Origin of the sequence: Pseudoalteromonas atlantica (assembly GCF_043641955.1) — a bacterium.
Lineage (GTDB): Bacteria > Pseudomonadota > Gammaproteobacteria > Enterobacterales > Alteromonadaceae > Pseudoalteromonas > Pseudoalteromonas atlantica_A.
The window spans coordinates 808,543-825,726 of the sequence record NZ_JBHZRV010000001.1; the positions used below are offsets into that span (position 1 = coordinate 808,543).

14 protein-coding genes are annotated in these 17,184 nt (G+C 39.8%); 12 read left to right on the forward strand and 2 right to left on the reverse strand.

Annotated features, from left to right (window positions below):
• Positions 1-8 precede the first annotated feature (8 nt).
• The 8 genes from ACHUE3_RS03280 (at position 9) to ACHUE3_RS03315 (ending at position 10,633) form a co-directional block, all read left to right on the forward strand.
• Positions 9-2,162 (forward strand): FAD-dependent oxidoreductase, encoded by a 2,154-nt coding sequence (locus ACHUE3_RS03280; protein ID WP_394190137.1) that lies wholly within the window; start codon positions 9-11, stop codon positions 2,160-2,162.
• A gap of 1 nt (position 2,163) precedes the next feature.
• Positions 2,164-2,985, forward strand: a complete 822-nt coding sequence (locus ACHUE3_RS03285) for a DUF547 domain-containing protein (RefSeq protein WP_394190139.1) — start codon at positions 2,164-2,166, stop codon at positions 2,983-2,985.
• On the forward strand, positions 2,972-4,237 hold the full coding sequence (locus tag ACHUE3_RS03290) for an ABC transporter substrate-binding protein (RefSeq protein ID WP_394190141.1): 1,266 nt from the start codon (positions 2,972-2,974) through the stop codon (positions 4,235-4,237). The genes ACHUE3_RS03285 and ACHUE3_RS03290 overlap by 14 nt, the downstream gene beginning before the upstream one ends.
• On the forward strand, positions 4,234-5,955 hold the full coding sequence (locus ACHUE3_RS03295; protein ID WP_394190143.1) for an ABC transporter permease: 1,722 nt from the start codon (positions 4,234-4,236) through the stop codon (positions 5,953-5,955). Before ACHUE3_RS03290 ends, ACHUE3_RS03295 begins: the two co-directional genes overlap by 4 nt.
• On the forward strand, positions 5,945-6,595 hold the full coding sequence (locus tag ACHUE3_RS03300) for an ATP-binding cassette domain-containing protein (protein WP_394190274.1): 651 nt from the start codon (positions 5,945-5,947) through the stop codon (positions 6,593-6,595). The genes ACHUE3_RS03295 and ACHUE3_RS03300 overlap by 11 nt, the downstream gene beginning before the upstream one ends.
• Positions 6,588-7,220: a CDP-alcohol phosphatidyltransferase family protein gene (locus ACHUE3_RS03305; protein WP_394190145.1), complete on the forward strand. Its 633-nt coding sequence runs from the start codon at positions 6,588-6,590 to the stop codon at positions 7,218-7,220. Before ACHUE3_RS03300 ends, ACHUE3_RS03305 begins: the two co-directional genes overlap by 8 nt.
• Positions 7,213-7,998, forward strand: coding sequence for a sterol desaturase family protein (locus tag ACHUE3_RS03310; RefSeq protein ID WP_394190147.1), 786 nt, complete (start codon positions 7,213-7,215; stop codon positions 7,996-7,998). Before ACHUE3_RS03305 ends, ACHUE3_RS03310 begins: the two co-directional genes overlap by 8 nt.
• A gap of 172 nt (positions 7,999-8,170) precedes the next feature.
• A complete protein-coding gene (locus ACHUE3_RS03315; RefSeq protein WP_394190149.1) occupies positions 8,171-10,633 on the forward strand; it encodes a tetratricopeptide repeat protein in 2,463 nt (820 codons plus the stop codon).
• Positions 10,634-10,970: 337 nt separating this feature from the next.
• On the opposite strand, the gene ACHUE3_RS03320 is transcribed toward ACHUE3_RS03315, so the two are convergent.
• Together ACHUE3_RS03320 and ACHUE3_RS03325 are read right to left on the reverse strand one after the other, a co-directional pair.
• Positions 10,971-12,161, reverse strand: coding sequence for a HAMP domain-containing sensor histidine kinase (locus ACHUE3_RS03320; RefSeq protein WP_394190151.1), 1,191 nt, complete (start codon positions 12,159-12,161; stop codon positions 10,971-10,973).
• A gap of 95 nt (positions 12,162-12,256) precedes the next feature.
• Entirely contained in the window at positions 12,257-12,952 is a 696-nt protein-coding gene (locus ACHUE3_RS03325) for a response regulator transcription factor (RefSeq protein ID WP_394190153.1), read from the reverse strand.
• 146 nt (positions 12,953-13,098) lie between these two features.
• Here ACHUE3_RS03325 and ACHUE3_RS03330 point away from each other — a divergent pair, with 146 nt between their 5' ends.
• The 4 genes from ACHUE3_RS03330 (at position 13,099) to ACHUE3_RS03345 (ending at position 16,921) form a co-directional block, all read left to right on the forward strand.
• Entirely contained in the window at positions 13,099-13,803 is a 705-nt protein-coding gene (locus ACHUE3_RS03330; protein WP_394190155.1) for a hypothetical protein, read from the forward strand.
• 18 nt (positions 13,804-13,821) lie between these two features.
• Positions 13,822-14,481, forward strand: a complete 660-nt coding sequence (locus ACHUE3_RS03335) for a DUF2306 domain-containing protein (protein WP_394190157.1) — start codon at positions 13,822-13,824, stop codon at positions 14,479-14,481.
• Positions 14,482-14,801: 320 nt separating this feature from the next.
• On the forward strand, positions 14,802-15,821 hold the full coding sequence (gene trpS / locus ACHUE3_RS03340) for a tryptophan--tRNA ligase (protein ID WP_394190159.1): 1,020 nt from the start codon (positions 14,802-14,804) through the stop codon (positions 15,819-15,821).
• Between the two features lie 83 nt (positions 15,822-15,904).
• Positions 15,905-16,921, forward strand: a complete 1,017-nt coding sequence (locus ACHUE3_RS03345) for a serine hydrolase domain-containing protein (RefSeq protein WP_394190161.1) — start codon at positions 15,905-15,907, stop codon at positions 16,919-16,921.
• The last annotated feature ends 263 nt before the right edge of the window (positions 16,922-17,184 follow it).

Sequence of the window (17,184 nt, forward strand, 5' to 3'; positions counted from 1 at the left end):
GAGTGGACATGTTAAAAAAATTACTATTATTGATTGTTGCCTTGCTGGGTGTAGGGTTGTTTTTCCACTTTGATTTACACCAATTGCTTACCCTTAATGGCTTAAAAGGCTCAATAGAAGAGTTTAGCCAATGGCGTGAACAATCGCCTTTATTGGTGATCGGGGGGTTCTTTTTACTCTACGTTGTTGTCACTGCCCTTTCATTACCCGGCGCAGCTATTTTGACGCTTGCTGCAGGGGCGTTATTTGGCCTTGCTGAAGGACTATTAGTTGCCTCTTTTGCATCAACCATTGGGGCAACGTTAGCATTTTTAGTCTCGCGGTATTTATTACGCGACGTGGTCAAAAAGCGTTTTCCAGAGCGCTTGTCTGCCATTGATGCGGGGGTTGAAAAAGAAGGCAGCTTTTACTTATTTACCTTAAGGTTAGTGCCTGTTTTCCCATTCTTTTTAATAAACTTGCTGATGGGCCTAACAGCTATTAAGTCATGGACATTCTATTGGGTCAGTCAAATAGGCATGTTAGCCGGCACGTTTGTATTTGTTAATGCCGGTACGCAATTAGCACAAATTGATAGCTTATCGGGCATTTTATCTTTAGACCTTATTGTTTCTTTTGCATTGTTGGGTGTATTTCCGCTCATTGCAAAAGCAATTATCAATGTACTGAAAAAACGTAAAGTATATAAAAACTATACTAAACCCAAGCAGTTTGACCGCAATATGATTGTTATTGGTGGAGGCGCTGGCGGTTTGGTAACCAGCTACATAGCAGCTGCCGTGAAAGCAAAAGTCACGTTAATTGAAGCCGGTGAAATGGGTGGTGATTGCCTAAATTACGGCTGTGTGCCAAGTAAAGCAATTATAAAAAGCGCCAAAGTTGCTGAACAATTTAAACATGCTGATAAATACGGTTTAGAAAGTATCAGTCCTGAATTTTCATTTAAAAAAGTAATGGCCCGTGTGCACCAAGTTATTGCTGATATTGCCCCGCACGACAGCGTGGAACGCTATACAAACTTAGGGGTTGAAGTACTTAAAGGCTACGCTAAAATTGTTGACCCGTGGACAGTTGAAATACAACTAAACGATGGTGGAACGCAAACCCTAACAGCTAAAACAATTGTTATAGCCACAGGCGCACGACCCTTTGTGCCTCCTTTGCCTGGCATTGAAGAAACTGGCTTTGTCACCAGCGATACATTGTGGACAAAGTTTGCTGATTACGAACAGGCACCTAAAAAGCTAGTTGTACTTGGTGGAGGGCCAATAGGCTCTGAACTTGCGCAAAGTTTTTCACGCTTAGGCTCTGCGGTAACACAAGTTGAAATGAGTGATCGCATCATGCAAAAGGAAGATGTTGAGATTTCTGAATTCGCCACCCATGCCCTTAAAGCCAGTGGTGTTAACATATTAACGAGCCATCAGGCACTTCGCTGTGAAGCACGTGATGGTAAAAAGTACCTTATTGTTAAGCACAACGAGCAAGAAACTGAACTAGAGTACGATGAATTACTTTGTGCAGTCGGTCGTAGCGCACGTTTAACTGGTTACGGACTTGAAGAGTTAGGTATTGAGACCGAGCGCACCATTGTAACAAACGACTATTTAGAAACCCTCTACCCAAATATTTTTGCTGCAGGCGACATCGTTGGCCCGTACCAATTTACCCATGTTGCAGCGCATCAAGGCTGGTACGCAGCCGTAAACGGTTTGTTTGGCAATTTAAAGAAATTCAAAGTGGATTATCGTGTGATCCCATGGACCACCTTTATTGACCCTGAAGTCGCTCGCGTTGGTATCAATGAACAAGAAGCGATTGAACAGGGGCTAGACTACGAAGTGACTCGCTTTGAATTTAAAGAGCTAGACCGTGCAATCACCGAGAGTGCGACTCAAGGCTTTATTAAAGTGATTACGCCTAAAGGCAAAGACAAGATATTAGGGGTGACCGTTGTATCTGAGCACGCGGGTGATTTGATTGCTGAATTTATATTAGCGATGAAACACGGGCTGGGCCTCAATAAAATACTGGGTACTATTCATAGCTACCCTACGTGGGCTGAGGGCAATAAATACGCAGCGGGTGAATGGAAACGTGCGCATGCGCCCCAAACTGTGCTTAATTGGCTTGAGAAATACCACACTTGGCGCAGAGGCTAAAATGAAATTAGCCTTTTATTTTGTTTTTAAGATTACAGTGTTGTTGGCTTTTTTAGCCAGCACCACTGTAAAGGCTGAGCAACAATCGAGTTCAATTCATCAGCCTTGGGACCAATTGTTAAGCAAACATGTAAAAAGCATTAGTGGAGGCACCAGTACTGGAGTTAACTACAACGGTTTTAAAGCTGACCAAGCGATATTAAAGGGCTACTTAGATGCTCTCTCGCAGGTTAATCAAAGTGAATTCAACACCTGGTCAAAATCAAAGCAGTTAGCGTTTTTGATCAACGCTTACAATGCATGGACTGTGGCATTTATTTTAACCCAATACCCAGATATCGAATCGATTAAAGAGCTAGGTAGTTTTTTTAGTTCGCCTTGGCGTAAAGAGTTTATCCCTTTATTAGGCAAAACTCGTAGTTTAGATAACATAGAACACACATTAATTCGTGGTGAAGGAAATTATAACGAGCCTCGTATTCATTTTGCTGTTAACTGTGCCAGCATTGGTTGCCCTGCCCTACGAGCGCAAGCTTATCGTGCTGAGCAGTTAGATATGCAGTTGGAGCAACAAACAACGCTCTTTTTAGCTGATAAAACACGCAATTATATATCCGGTGATACACTCTATTTGTCATCAATTTTTAAATGGTATCGTGATGATTTTGAGCAAGGTTTTGGTGGTGCAACTAGCTTAAATGCATTTACCCTGCTGTACTCAAATGCGCTAAACTTAACACCAACCGAACAACGCAAAATTAAAAATAACACTGTGAAAATTAAGTTTTTAGATTACAACTGGGCATTGAATGATACGCCATAAACAACCACACATTGTTATCGGTAATATACTTTGCGGCCTGATTTTATTGCTGACAGTTCCCCTTTTCAGTGTTGCAAAAGAGCATAACACTACTTGGCAAACCACAGTTAACAATGGCAGTAACAAGCCTGTTTATTTTCATGCTTGGGGTGGCGACCCACAAATAAATACTTATATACAATGGCTTGGTGAGCAGGTTAAGCAGCGGTACAATATTGAGCTACATCATATAAAACTTACCGACACCAGCGAAGCTGTAAGCCGTGTGTTAGCTGAAAAGTCAGCTGGTAATCACGATGAAGGAAAAGTTGACCTAATTTGGATCAACGGCGCTAACTTTGCAGCCATGGCAAAACATGGTTTATTAGCACCTCATTGGGCACAATCACTTCCCAACTTTGCCCTAACAAACCCGGATAAAAATCCTGCTGTTACACTTGATTTTGGTGTACCAACTCAAGGTATGGAATCCCCCTGGGGGCAAGCTGCTTTAACCTTTTACTATGATAGTAGAGCGATGTCAGCCCCTCCTTATAGTTTGGCCGAATTATTAACATGGAGTGCTCAACATCAAGGTCGCTTTACTTACCCAAAGCCCCCCGACTTTATTGGTGTAAGCTTTTTAAAATACGCGCTTATAAGCCTTACACCAGAATCGTTGCAACACTTACTTTATCAACCCGCGACTGAGCAAAGTGCGGCCTTGTTATTGCCAGCGCTATGGCAATACTTAGATGCCCTGCACCCCAATCTTTGGCGAAAGGGGCAATACTTTGTTTCAAGCAGCACCGCGCTTAGGCGTTTAGTGGGAGATACTGAGCTGAGTTTAGCACTTACATTTTCAGCGCCTGAGGTGCCTAGTGCCGTTGAACGCTTTGACTTACCTACTAGCATTCGCAGTTACGCCATGCATGACGGCAGCCTAAGTAATATTCACTTTGTAGCCATCCCATTTAATGCAAGCCACCGCGACAGTGCTAAACTGGTTGCAAACTTTATGCTCAGCGTAACAGCACAAGCAAAGAAACAGCAGCCCTCGGTATGGGGGGATCGTACCGTAATTGATATATCTCTATTAGATGAAAAAAGTGCTGAGCTTTTTGTACAGCAAAACTCACACCCGAGTAGTTTAGTTTCAGAAGGGTTAAGCCCAGCGCTTGCTGAGCCTCACCCAAGCTGGGTGTCATATATTAATCAACAGTGGCTTGCGCGCTACGGCGCCAAAAAGCGTGCGCTAAAGGCAGGTAAATGATTAGCGCGAACAGTATATTTATCAATGTTGTACGATTTAGCCCTAAGCTTCTCATGGCACTTCTTGTAGTTCCTGTTATTGGTGGCCTAATCGCTGTTTTACTTCCTGCGTTTGGTTATATCCCCGCCCTTAATGAAGTACACCTGTCACTGCGTGGTTTTACCCGTTTATTCGAAACTGCGGGTTTTAGTGAAATGGTGTTCTTAAGCATTCGAAGTGCATTCATCAGTACGTTTTTAGCATTGACTATGACCGTGTTGATAATAGCAAGCTACTTTAACAGCCCTTGGCTGAGTCGTATTCAACAATTGTTAGGGCCTATATTAGTTATCCCTCATGCAGCCGCGGCCATTGCTATTTCCTTTTTAATTACGCCGTCAGGTATGATCTCACGGCTATTTTCACCTTGGTTAACTAGTTGGCAAAGCCCTGCAGATTGGTTACTCCCTCATGACTCATGGGGAATAAGTATGATTATAGGACTGACATTAAAAGAGTTACCCTTCTTATTACTCATGGCATTAGCCGCGCTTTCACAAGCAAATTTAGGCACTACATTACGTGCACACCATAAGGTAGCTCTTAGTTTAGGCTACAGCCCATTGACTGCTTTTTTTAAAGTCGTGCTGCCCAATCTATACCCTTATTTAAGACTTCCTGTATTAGCTGTTCTAGCCTATGCTAGTGCAAATGTAGAAATCCCACTCATATTAGGCCCAAATGCGCCGCCTACACTTGCTGTCGCAATTATGCACTGGTTTAATGATGTTGATTTAACATTGCGGATTAAAGCATCCGCAGGAGCTGTGATCCAACTACTGTTAACCTTGGCTTTACTAGTTAGCTGGTGGTTATTCGAAACATTAATTAAACGCTTAACACAACACAGCTTTATTAATGGCAAGCGCAGCTATATTGACCCTATTATTACTTGGATAACGCATATCCTGACATGCCTGTTAATTGCCAGTGCTATGCTATCACTTGCAGGGCTTGTACTTTGGTCATTTGCTGGGTATTGGCGTTTTCCTGATACCTTACCGGAACAATTCGTAGTAATGCATTGGCAAAGTGCGCTGGTGAATATACAAACACCGTTACTCAATACTGTATTAATTGGTTTTGCAGCGACGCTAATTGCTACTTTATTTACCTTATTCACTCTTGAAGCTGAGCAACAACAGGCTAATCCGTTGTCGCGTTTTACTAGCATACTGATTTATTTACCACTTCTTATCCCAAGTATTGCGTTCTTATTTGGCCTAGTTTGGCTGCAAGAACAAGTAAACAGTCATCATGCTTTATTCAATGTAATGTTTAGCCATTTAATATTTGTTATACCGTATGTATATTTATCTTTAGCAAGTGGCTACCGGCGTTTAGACCCGCGCTATGCACAATTAGCCAGTAGCCTTGGCGCAACACCTGCAAAAATATTTTGGCGTATCAAGCTGCCTATGCTAATGGGACCAATTTGCGTCGCATTTGCACTCGGGTTAGCTGTTAGCTTTAGTCAATATTTACCCACTCTTCTTAACGGCGGCGGGCGTATTGACACAATAACAACACAAGCAGTAGCCCTTGCCAGTGGAGCCAGTCGGCGTGTGAGCTCTGTATATGCATTAGTGCAAATGCTATTACCAGCCCTTGCGTTCATTTTGGCTTGGACAATACCTAAGTACCTCGTTAAGTTTAAATTTAAGGCCAATCATGCATAGTTTAGTCATTGAAAAACTCACTATCTGGCAACAGAGTAAGCAACTTATTACACTTAATGAGACTGTGCAAGGCGGTGAAATTCTCAGTATTATGGGCCCATCTGGCAGCGGTAAATCAACATTGTTAAATTGGCTTTCGGGTATGCTACCTAGTGCATTTACTGCGCAGGGTAAGCTGTATTTAAACCAACAAGAAATCACAGCGACTGCAAGCCACCAGCGTCATTTAGGCTTACTTTATCAAGACGCGCTTTTATTTCCGCACTTATCTGTAGCTGGCAATATTGCGTTCGCCATGCCACAAGGGAATAAAGCACAACGCATGGATAAAATAGTTACAGCTCTTGAGCAAGTTGGCTTAACAGGCTTACATAGCAGAGCTCCTGAAAGTCTATCTGGTGGTCAACAAGCAAGAGTAGCATTACTCAGGGTATTATTAAGTGAGCCTAAGGCAGTTTTACTAGACGAGCCTTTTAGCAAGCTCGATAGCCAATTGCGTCAAGAAACCCGTGAGTTAGTTTTTAACCAAATACGTGAACACAAACTCCCCGCTATCATGGTTACACACGATCAAAGTGATGCAGATGCTGCAAATGGTAAAGTAGTTAACTTAAGTCGCCCGGAAAACACCCATGCTTGATAAATACATGACTCCAGTAATTAAGCCACTGTTAACACCTGTGGTTGCTCTACTCGATAAACGCGGTATCACCGCCGATACACTTACTGTAACCGGATTTTTAGTCGGGTTATTAGCCGTGCCTTTGCTTGCTTTTGAGCTATGGTACTTAGCACTTGGGCCAATAATAATTAACCGCATATTTGATGGCCTTGATGGCGCCTTGGCACGCTACAGTAAGCAAAGTTCAAGCGCGGGAGGCTTTTTAGATATCACCTTAGACTTTTTATTTTATGCTGCAATACCGCTTGGGTTTATACTTGCCAACCCTGCGCAAAATTCCATTGCGGGCGCTATTTTATTAGCGACATTTATTGGTACCGGCTCAAGTTTTTTAGCTTTTGCTATTGCCGCCGAAAAATTTAAGCTAGACAAGCCGCAGTTTAAATATAAAAGCTTTTATTATTTAAATGGCCTGACTGAAGGCACAGAAACCATTGCGCTATTTATTGCCTTTTGTATTTGGCCTCAGCACTTTGCCCTTATGGCCTACGTTTTTGCCTTTGCCTGCGCTATTACAATTGTTACTCGTATTTATGGCGGTTATGTAACACTCAAAAAACAAGAGTCAAACACAGATGAATAATGAGCTTTATTGGCGTCTCGGTTTTTTTATCAGTATTTTAGCAATCATGATGTTGCTTGAGGGGTTAAAGCCTGCCCGTCAATCCACGATTGAGGCTAAGCACCGTTGGTTTGCAAACTTTGGCTTAGTGTTTATATCATCTGTGATCGCCCGTTTAACTGTGCCCATCGGCTTAACGGCATTAGCAATTTACAATACCGAGCAAGGTTTTGGTTTTTTTAACTTAATTCAACTACCACTTTGGTTAACTATTCTGCTGAGTGTCTTAATACTCGATATACTTATATATTGGCAACACAGGCTATTCCACCAAGTACCAATGCTATGGCGTTTACACAAAGTTCACCATGCTGACAGCCATATAGATGCAAGTACAGGGCTACGCTTTCACCCATTTGAAATTGTGCTCAGTATTTTAATTAAACTAATTGCCGTTACAGCGCTTGGCGCACCTGCGATTGCAGTACTCATATTTGAAATTGCACTGAACGGCTTTGCCTTGTTTAACCATGCCAATATACGATTACCGAAAAAGCTAGAGCAGGTATTACGGTTTGTAGTAATCACTCAGCAACTACACCGTATCCATCATAGCCAGCGGCCTGATGAAACCAACAGTAACTTTGGCTTTAGTGTAATTTGGTGGGATAAACTATTTGCCAGCTATAAACCGCATGCCAGCAAGGACGACGCCACATTGAAAGTCGGCTTAAACCAATACCCAGCAAGCAAAAAAAATGCATCAGTATTAACGTTATTACTGATGCCATTTAAGTAAATACAAAAAATGAATTTGTTGTTTTAAAACAAAAATTAATACAATCTACTTTGCTAAACAATGAAACATTAAGCTATGAAGTTGGTGTACTCAAAATTTAGAGTGGCTGATTTTATTAGGCTTAGCTACACTTACTGTAGCCTTTTAATTGTTCGATTTGTAGTTGGTAACAATGTCAGTTTTGTTTGAACTAGTGCGTAAAACTGTATATTTCGGTGTGATTTTTTTTGTCACCTTCATCTGTATTATCCACCCAAAGTCGTACGCTGCCGAACAATCGGAACTTGAGAAAAAAATTGCCGAGAGTCAGGGCGAAAAAAAAGTTGTGTTGACGTTAGAATACATCAAAGATGCAAGTCAGTATTACCCAGATAAAGCTGAAAGCTATATTGAATCTGCGTTGGAAATTGTGGCAGAAGACTCCTCTTATGAAACTCAATTACTCACCCATTATGCACGTGCTAAATTTTATAAAAGTGAGTTTTCACAAGCCGAAGTCTTATTTGAACAAGCACTCAGGCGCGCCATAAAGAGTAAAAATAACAACAACCTTATGCTTATTTATGCGCATTACAGTATCCAGGCTAACGAGCTAAGAAATTTTGATAAATCGCTTCAGCTCATCGCTGAAGGCTTAGCTATTGCGCATCAAGAGAATGAGTTATCTTACATTGGTCAGTTTTATGCATTGAGAGCGCAAACTTACATTGATTCATTTGATCATAATCAAGCGCTTAATGCAGCCTTACTATCGTACCAATATTACAGACGTTTAAATGATAAACCGGCTATGGTCAGTGTATTAAGAATTAGCGCATCAGTATATCGTCGTTTAGCTGCCTACGATAAAGCGCTTGAATATCAACTAAAAGCATTAACTATTATTTTGCAAACAGGTAATCCAAGACTTATTGCCATTCAATACAATAACACCGCTATTATTTACAAAGATTTAAAAGATTATGACAACGCAATAGATATGCACTCTAAATCTTTGGAAATTAAAAAATCAATTGGCTACCTACGCGGTCAGGTTTATTCACATAACAACCTAGGAGAGGTATATCGGCTAGCGGGCAAGTCACAAGAATCTTTAAAACATCTCACACTTGCTAATAAGCTCGCACAGCAGATTAATAATGAAAAGCTGATGTATTACGCTTATTTATATTTAGGCCGTCTTCATAGAGATATGGCGCAATACGATGTTTCGTATAACTACCTTAATCAGGCATTAACTTATTTTATCAATTCTAAGCGTGAAAGCCGTGCGTCAGAAACTTACTTGGCTTTAGCACGTTTATTCGTATTGCAGAATAAACTTGAACAGGCCCTTGATATGGCAAATAAAAGTTTATCGCTTGCACAAAAGGTTGATAAAAGTATTGTTATATTTGGCTCTTACCAAACTCTTTCCATCATTTATCAAAATATGAAAAACTTCGAAAAAGCATGGGAAAATGAGCGAGTCTTTCAACAACAAAAAGACATATTTTTTAATTCGCAGCGACAACGCTATATTTCCACCTTGAAAATTGAATATGATGTTGAACAGCAGCAACGTGAAATAAGTGAGTTAGTGCAAAAAAATGAGATTATTGCTTTGCAAGCAGAAAAACAAATCAATCAACGAAATATTGCTATTGTCTTTTCGCTGCTAATTTTTGTTTTAGTTGGTTTTTTCTATTATCGTTATAATCAACGCAAAAAACTCGAAGATAAACGCATTGCCCTAATGCAGATAAAAGCGAAAGAGCAAGACCTAATCGAGCTTAATAAAAACCTCGAAAACATAGTAGCGACACGCACAGAATCACTTACTCTAACAAATCAAACCCTTGAGTCTACATTGGCTGAACTAAAAAGTACCCAAGATAACTTAATTGAAGTAGAGAAAATGGCTTCATTAAGCAAATTAGTTGCAGGGGTTGCCCATGAAGTTAATACACCATTAGGCACTATCATTACGGCTGTTTCTTTTCTAAAAGAGGAATTAGCAAGTTTTAAGCATATGGTTATTGAAAACAAAGTGTCAAAAGTGGGACTTGATAGCTTTTTAGAATTAATCACACAAAGTAGTGAGTTAATCGAAAAAAACACCTCAAGAAGCGCTAATTTGATTAATGAATTTAAGCAAGTTGCGGCTCAAAAACGCGCAGACCCACCTCAAGCTTTTGTATTGAAAGATTGTATTGATAAGGTAATGGTTTCAATACTGAAAAATCCGTGCTTTAAACGTGTAAATTACACTCTTTCGCTAGAAGGTGAGAGTATTGTTACCAGTTATTCTACGTATTGGTTTCAAATATTAGAAACATTGTTAAGTAATACAGTTATTCATGGTTTTAGGGATGACCATACAAGTGCTATTAATGTTCAAATAATAATAGAAGCTGCAGATGCACAGCAAATTAATGTGATATATCAAGATAACGGGTGTGGTATACCAGAGAATGAAATCAAAAGTATTTTTGAACCCTTTTACACAACGTTCAGGGCTGAGGGACACGCGGGGCTAGGACTCCACATTATTTTTAATATGATCACTCAAACTTTAAAAGGCTCAATGTATTATCAAAAACAAGAAAGTGGTGCCTGTTTTGTAATAACCTTGCCAAAAAGACTCAACAACTAATTAAAATAATATATTTAAAACAATACCTTGTGCTATTTTTTCAAATACCTAATATGTACTAGCTCATATTTGACCTTACAGTATAAGTGAATAGGTTTAGACTTCATCTGACAGACAGCTATGTGCAAAGGCGGACAGTCAAACAAACTCATTCTTGGACATAGACGAATTAGGATCAGATTGCGTCTGTGCTACTACAGATAAGTTAAAACGTCTTTTTTAATCTGAACTCCCAGTAAATTTGAGAGTTCAGTTTTAGCGTAAATATATGCCCTTTAGATAAAGCGATTATTTTTTTCAAAAATTTAATCATTTCTTCTGAGACAAGAGTTGTTCATTAAACAGCGATTGGTAACTTAAAAATAAACGTACTACCTTTGCCAAGCTCACTTTTTACTGATATGTCGCCACCATGAGCTAATGCGATACGCTTGCATAAGAATAACCCTAAACCAACACCTTTATTGCTGCGGTTGTTTACGTTTTCTGCTTGAGAAAAGGGCTCAAACACCTTAGACAAAAACTGTTCATCCATTCCTGAGCCAAAATCTCTTACCGAGATTATTAGTTGATTTGAATTCTTTCTACAGGTAATAAGTACATGACTTGAGTCGATGTAATGGGTTAGCGCATTTTCAATTAAATTTCGCACTAAAAACTTAAAGCGGCCTAAATCAATATCAATGACTATCTCTGGAATTGAGCCTTCTAGTGTTAAGTTGTCTATGCCATCAAAACTATTAATGATGTCTGCTATCACATTGGGAAAGTAATATGGCTCTAAATTTAATAGTTTGTGTGAATCTCGCAGCCGTTCACTCTCTAATAGTTGCTCTACAATGGCATCCATTTTGTTTATTTCGTGATTGAGTTTCGACACAGTTTGGTCATTATTTAAAAGTGCTAACAACACCTTCATTCTTGCCATAGGAGATCTTAATTCATGGCTAACGGACAGTAATAATTCATTCTTAGAAGCAAAAAGTTCTTCTAAATTTTCAGCCATAGTATTTAATCCATTGGTGAGTTTTCCCAAGTCATTGGCCGGGTGAGTTTGAATGCGGTGTTTAAGGTTGCCTTGGCTAATTTGAGTGGCGCTGTCTATGGCGCTTTGGATTGGACTTAATTGCTTATTCAACAACTTATAGTTAACAAACAATACTAATAGCACACCAAGCCAAGGCCAAAACACCAGCCAATTGGGGTAAACGATAAGGTTAGCTATTTGCGAGGTGACCGCGATGGTTGTGTTATTTGATGTGGTAAACACGAAATACTTCGTGCCTACTTTTGTAAAAAACAGCTTGCCAAGAGGTGTTGCATTATTCATTAGCTTTTTAGGTGTTGGTAGCGGGTCACCGGTTAACCAAACTTTTTCATCTCTGGTAATTTGTATCGTAACACGATTCTTTTTAGCTTCTGTCTTAAGGTGTTCTATATCAATTGCCCCTGCAACTAATTTAGCCATCATTTCATGCAGCGCTTCATGTCTGTCTAAAACAATTTGCTGTGCCTTTTGTTCAGACATGGAAAAACTCCCCAGTACAACCAGAACAATTAGTAGTAGTGTCGTGATGGCAAACAGCAAAAAGAAGCGCGTGTATAAGTTCAAGTTTGGGAGTTTCACAGCGGCTTCCCTATAAATGTATAACCAATGCCTCTGATGGTTTTTATGAACATGGGATCTGCGGCAGAATCATTCAGTTTTTGTCTTAGCCGACTTAGCAATATATCGACAGCGCGGCCATATAAGTCAACCTCTACGCCTTTTAATGCGCCGGTAATTTGTTCGCGGTTATAAACCTTGCCTGGATTGCTCGCCAGCGTACAAAGCAAGTGAAATTCCATGCCGGACAAGCTGAGCACTTCACCGTTCACTTTCACTAACTGTTGTGCGGGAAAAATATCAAGGCTAGCAAACTGAATGTGCTCCTGTTTTTCGGTTTCTTCCTTTTTACTTCTTGTTCGTCGAAGTAAGGCTTGTACTCTGGCTAACAGCTCTAATGGTTCAAAAGGCTTGGGTAAGTAATCATCAACACCAATTTCGAAGCCATGTACTTTATCTTCTAACTTACCTCTAGCAGTTAACATAATGATAGGTAAAGTGTATTTTTTTCGGATCTGATCACATAAGGTAAAACCATCAACATTGGGCATCATCACATCCAAAAGCAGTAATAATGGAGCTTCTTTTTCTATTAGATCCATTGCAAAAAGCGGATCATTGGCTACGACGAGCTCACATTGATGATTGTTGAAGAAAGCAGCTAAACTTTCCGTTAACTCTTCATCATCATCAATTATTAATATCTTTGTCATAGTAGCTACTTGTGTATTGTTTAAGACATATTCTTCCATGATTTGTGTCAAACACAAATCTTTCATTGCAATTGTTACACTATGTTACCCAAGCCATTAGTGGAAGTGGGTATGATCGCTCCTAATTACCAACAAAGGAGCATTTTATGTCACTACTTAACAACAGTACCAAATCCATCGCGAGATTATTAGCATGTTTGATGCTTGTTCAAATGATCTTGGGAATAATTTTAAATTTCTATTTTTTAAAACCAATTTTAAGATATGACGGCTCAGTGGGTACTCAAGAACTCATCTATATACTAGGAAGTGCAACTCTTGTGGCGCTTATTATTTCTTCACTTAATTTAGTATTTGGTTTGCTACTGCCAAAAGACAGAGTGAGTAGACAAAGCGACATGTTTATTACCCTTATTGCCTTGGCAGCAGTAGGAATAGCGCTTTCTACAGTTGAATATGCAAAACTGTCTGAATACGTAGTATTTTTAACAGGTGGTTATTTAGATGGGGGTTCAAGTAATGAGACATTCGAGTCACTGAAAAAGCTACTGGCTACAGGAAGAAATGAGGCGCACTTTTTTTCAATATTTATATCAAGTTTAAGCTTGTTGTTTTTCTATGGCTTGGTTTTAAGAGAAAAACTGCTGCCAACTTACCTTGCCAGTTTCGCGGTTTTCTCCGTAACACTTCAATTGATTGCAGTTGGCCATACCTTTTTTGAATTATCCATTCCAACGTTGATTCAAGCGCCTATCGCCCTAACTCAACTTATTGTGCCGATTTATCTTTTAGTGGCAGGGTTTAAATGTGACTCACATTTAGTTAATGAACAGCTTGAAAAAGCCAGTTAATACTAGAGGAATCTCCCCATGTTTTTATCGTTTTTTTTAGTGTTTCATATATGTGCGGGTGCAATCGCCCTGTTAGCTGGGTACTCAGTGATTGTTGCAAAGAAAGGACAAGTGATACATAAGTACTTAGGTCGAGTTTATGTCGTAGCAATATTAGCACTTGGGCTTACTGGAACATATATAGCGATTTTAAGAGAAATACCGATTTCGATGCTCAATGGTTTAGTACTTTGCTACTTAGTATTGTCTTCAATAAACACGATTTGGCAACCACCTAAGCAAACCAATGCAATGGATAAGCTGCTGTTTATTTTTGTCATTCTGATTACGATTGGATTTGGTTGGTATTCTTATTTAATCACCCAGATAGAGAGCAAAGAGCTAGGTGGCTTTGGCATTGAAGCTTATATCGTTTTCGGCAGTGTCATGGCTTTATGCTGCATCGGTGATTATCGTTATCTAATACGTGGTGGATTAAGTGGAAATGGCAGACTAGTTAGACACTTATGGCGCATGTTTTTCCCCTTGTTAATGTCGACAGCAGCTTTCTTTCTTGGCCAAGCCAAGCACTTAACTGATTTTATACAACGAATAGAATTCTTATTGATACCAGTTATTCTGGTTGTAGTTACAACGATTTACTGGGTAATTAAAATGAGATTCATGAATCGACACTAATTTCCTAGATACCTCTTGGTTAGATATGGAGTGGACGTCGATTATTGGTGTCGATTCAATCTATTAATATTTTCCCTGCTTTTGGCCCTTTATCGCTACTGTATAAAAAGCAGTTAAAATGTTGAAAGAATTGAGTCTCACCGTCTACTTTGATACGGTTGCGAACATGAAAAAAATACGTCTTAATACAATTTCTTTTTACTGGTGGCGCTCACTCTGAGCGGCACAGGATTTGTACATTCTTTTGCTGCTGGAAGGTAGCTGAGTCTGTATGTTCTTTGTATCTCCAGTAGCACATTTTATTAATCTGGAGATATATCATGAACCATCTAATAAACACTCAAAGAGAAACCATCCTCACGGGCGACAGAGCGACAGGCCCTCTTCATCTCGGTCATTATGTTGGCTCGTTGGAGAAACGTGTATTTCTACAAGAAATACACGACCAAACAATTCTTATCGCAGATATTCAAGGACTGACTGACAATGCACACAATCCATCAAAGGTCTCGTCCAATATATTAAATGTGGTGGCTGACTACTTGGCTGTTGGTATAGATCCTCTGGAAACTACTATTTGCTTGCAATCTCAGCTACCTGCCCTTGCTGAACTAACAATGTATTACAGTAACTTAGTAACCATCTCAAGACTTGAACGAAATCCTACAGTAAAGAGTGAGATAAAAAGCAAAGGTTTTAATCGCTCAGTCCCCGCAGGTTTCTTAACATATCCAATTTCTCAAGCGGCTGATATCACCGCGTTTAATGCGACATTAGTACCTGTTGGTGATGACCAGCTTCCAATGCTTGAGCAAACGAATGAAATTGTTAGAAAAATTAATTCATTAGCAGGGCATCCAGTGCTCAATGAGTGTAGACCGTTGTTAAGTAATACGTCACGATTGCCAAGTACTGACGGCAAAAGCAAAATGAGTAAGACAATGGGTAATACCATTAATTTGGGCGCGACTGAGAAAGAGATAAGAAGCGCTGTTCACAGTATGTACACCGACTCAAATCACATAAGAGTTGAAGATCCAGGTCAAGTTGAAGGAAACATTGTTTTCACTTATCTCGATGCTTTTCACCCAGACAAAGAATATGTCTATCAACTAAAAGAATATTACCAACGGGGTGGCCTTGGTGACGGCACAACAAAGAAAATACTTGAAGAGTGCCTGCAAGATTTGTTGAAGCCAATTCGTGAGATTAGGGAGCTTTACCTTAATGACAAAGCACAACTAATAGAAATATTACGAGCAGGAAGTGAGATCTCAAGAAACAGAACCAACACTGTTCTTCATAGCGTGAAAGATGTGTTTGGGTTGAATGTAATTTAGCTGCGCGGTGGCATTGGTATTAAAACTTACACTGTTAAGTATTTTATACTCAGCTATAGAATCACAATTTGGAACTTAAGCAAATGGAAAAAAGCAAATTAGCGGCAATTCGCATTGCCGCTGCTATTGTCACTTTTACTAGTATCTATGTGTTTGCGCCATGGGAATTCGGACTTTACTATCTAAAGCCACTTCCGAATACCATAGAGCAGGAACTGGCGAATGCCGTAGAGGAACGACTCGATGGCATAATCGTATATGTCGATAGAAACGGCAAAGCGGGTGAATTATATGCTGAAGGCTTTCACGAGCGGGATACTAAAACCCCCGCTTCCCCTCAAGCCTTATTTAAAATAGCCAGTATTGGTAAGCTTTATGATGCGTCCGCTCTCGTCAAACTTGTCGCGAATAAAACGCTATCGTTAGATGGAACACTCGTTGATTACTTACCGGAATTTAATGGAAAGATCCAAAATGCCGACAAAATTACGCTTCGTATGATGGTCCAACATCGAAGTGGCATCCCTAATTTTACCGATGCCGAAGGGTTTAATTGGGCCGACCCTAATATTGATGGTTTAGAGTTGATTCTTAATAAACAGGCTGATTTTGAGCCAGACACAGATTACAGCTATTCGAATACCAATTACCTGTTGCTACAAAGAATCATGACAAAAGTACTCGGTTACGATTACGGGCAATTTATTAAGCAAGAAATGTTTCTCCCCTTGGGTATTGAGGATACTTTTATGTCGGTCAATGAAGTTAACCAAGACAGGTTGATGAGTGGTTATTACATTGGATATCCAGATGATTTCAAATATCTAGACCAAGGTATGGTCGCAACAGCAGAAGCGGTAGGGAAATTTATCAGGGCACTCAATGACGGTTCCTTATTTACTCCTGAAGAAGCCGAGATTTATAAAGGGCTTTATGAGTATCAGCACGATGGCTGGGTATTAGGCCACTGGAGTCGCGCTCGTTACTATGCTGACATTGACACCGTTGTTGTTCAGTTTGTGAATACCACAGGCGATGACACTTTGCTTCTTTCTCAAATCGTTCACAATCGAATAATTGATATCATACGTAAAAGGTAAAGCACTCAATTGGTAAATTCGGACTCTCCAATATTTGAACCGTCCACTAATATGACAATGAGTGCAAAGGAACTACAAGATTTAGGGATTGAACAACCTTTTAGTTATCGAGAACATGTGTTTTCAGTAACAGATGGAGGTCAAATATATGCCAGAAGATTTGGCGTAGAATATTCGGATTCAAGCATTTTGGTGATACATGGTGTTTTGTCAGATGGATTTACATATAACAAGTTCTCAGGACTCCTAAACGAGGTAACTCA